2 protein-coding genes are annotated in these 2,372 nt (G+C 43.3%); both read right to left on the bottom strand.

Annotated elements, in window-relative coordinates; genetic code table 11:
* The coding region (locus WBA23_RS14660) for an ABC transporter permease (protein WP_424583028.1) at window positions 1-733 on the bottom strand (733 nt) is incomplete at its 3' end.
* A gap of 9 nt (window positions 734-742) precedes the next feature.
* Window positions 743-1,630, bottom strand: a complete 888-nt coding sequence (locus tag WBA23_RS14665) for an ABC transporter ATP-binding protein (RefSeq protein WP_424583029.1) — start codon at window positions 1,628-1,630, stop codon at window positions 743-745.
* Window positions 1,631-2,372: the final 742 nt, after the last annotated feature.

The raw sequence follows: 2,372 nt of genomic DNA on the forward strand, positions 1-2,372 counted from the left end.
GTCTATTGTAGAGCAAGTTGCCTTCCACGGGAAGAAGGAAGCTATTCTGCTCAAAGGGGGTAAGGTAGCGGGTCTGGTAGCTAAAGGTATTCAGTCCAAAAGGGTCAATAATCTGTACTAAGTCCTGGTTTTCTACGTCTTGAGCCAGAAAGTTAGCCAGCAGATAGGCGATAAATACTATAATGCCCCCGGAGTAAATCGACTTGATGTTACGGGTGAAGATAATCACCGCAAAGAAGAGGGTAGCTGCCAGCCAGAGGTTCGGCAGCATCAAAGTGAACCAGGGGTGAAAATAGTTAGCCCAAGTGTTCGGGCCGTAGCGTAGCGCGTCGGTCCAGCCAGTGGTCGGGCCAATAATACTACCTAAAAAGATACCCAGCACCACGCCTAGCGAGATGAACGTAAGCGTGACAAAGGAACCCCAAAAGCGACCCATAAAGTACGCAGTTTTGCTAATGGGGTAGCTAAATAAGAAAGTACCGGTCTTATGTTCTAAATCCCGGTAGAGCGGCACGCCCATTACCGCCGAAGCTAGCATAATAGCGAACAACGAAATGAGGAGCTGCAAATTAGCAATTACTACCGGAGCATTGTGAAATACCTTTTCGGAAGCCGGAGTGCTACCCGAGGCGATCAGTAGTAGCCCAACTATCGTAAGTAAGGCGAAATAGATGTAAGTAGCCGGTCGGCTGAAGCGGTACTTGAGTTCAAAGACAAATATATTCCAAAACATAGGGGTAGCTCAAAGAGTGATAGGATCTACTTTTCTGGAGATATGGCTAAAGTACACATCTTCCAGATCGGTTTGAGCCGGTTCAAAACCATTGCCTGGATCGTTGTCACTCTCTATTCGTAGGCTCAACCGACCTTCTATCAGCTTGGTAGAAATCACCTGGTAGTCAGATTTGTAGCTTTCCAGTGCTTCTTTTTCTACCGCCTTTTTGTAGATTCTACTTTTTAGTGAAGCAATACCTTCCTTAGGCTTGCCCTGCATAAGCAATTCACCCGCGCAAATGATTGCCATGTTGGAACAGAGTGTACTCACATCCTCCACGATATGAGTAGATAAAATAACGATGGTGTTTTCACCGATTTCACTTAGCAAATTGTAGAAGCGATTCCGCTCCGAAGGGTCAAGACCAGCAGTGGGTTCATCCACAATAATCAGTGAGGGGTTTCCAACTAAAGCTTGAGCAATGCCAAACCGCTGCCGCATCCCCCCGGAGTAGGTACCCAATGCTTTCTTACGGTGGCTGTATAGGTTTACTTTGTTGAGCAGCGATTCTACCAAATACTTACGATCTTTTTTATTGCCTACGCCCTTCATCTGGGCAATATGGTCGAGCATAACCTCAGCATTAATGCGGGGGTACAAGCCAAAATCTTGGGGCAGGTAGCCTAACCTCTCGCGAATAGCCTGCTTGTTGGTCGTTACATCTAGGTCGTCTAGCATGATGGTACCAGTGTCGGCATCCTGTAAGGTAGCAATCGTACGCATCAGGGTAGACTTACCCGCACCATTGGGACCGAGTAGGCCGAACATACCCTGCGGAATGGTCAGCGATATGTTATTGAGTGCCTGCGTGCCGTTGGCGTAGGTCTTAGAGAGGTTTTGAATACTGAGTTTCATAGAGAGGGATGGTTGTGAGTGTACGTGTGAGAAATTGCTTGTAGTTACAATTGCTAGCGTAAGCAATAGTATATAGCAATTTATTGGACAAATTACTTTAGCGATGGGAAATTTACAAACCCTTCGTTCAGTGTTCTAGCGAACGGCTTTTGTATCGCTGTAGCAAATGGCTCTTTTTATGATACTATTTTCTTATCCTGTAGTCCACCACAAATGCATCTTCCAGCACATTAACTCACTAAACTAGTTACCAAACTTTTTGCATTCGAGATGGAGCAAATCAGTATGTTGAGGAGACAAAGCCAACCTTAAGATAGACGGAGGCATTGGTGGCCATTACCTAATTTAACTTGGCACAAAACATATTACGCCAGCAACTATTATCTTGTAACTCTACAAGGTAATTTTGAAAAATTTCCTCTCTGAAGAAGTAAGTTTAGTAACCTTAGTCACCAGAAATAGCTGCTCAATGACTATGGCATCTATAGAATTTGTCTTAAAAACAGTAGATATAATCTTACAAAATGGCACTGTACAAAAATAGAGAGGCATGCTCGCTGACTACAATTGCTAAATTTACTACGTAAGATATAGTTGATTTATCTATTTTTTATTACAGCCGACAAGGTATAAATTTACCCAAATCCAACTCTTTATCACTATACGCTCTAATAAGTGTATGTTTTTTTATGTAATATCTGGAGAAGTTCCTTTTATTTGAAAATCATTCAGTAATCTATAC

This window comes from Tunicatimonas sp. (assembly GCF_049647865.1).
In the GTDB taxonomy this organism is placed as follows: Bacteria; Bacteroidota; Bacteroidia; order Cytophagales; family Cyclobacteriaceae; genus Tunicatimonas.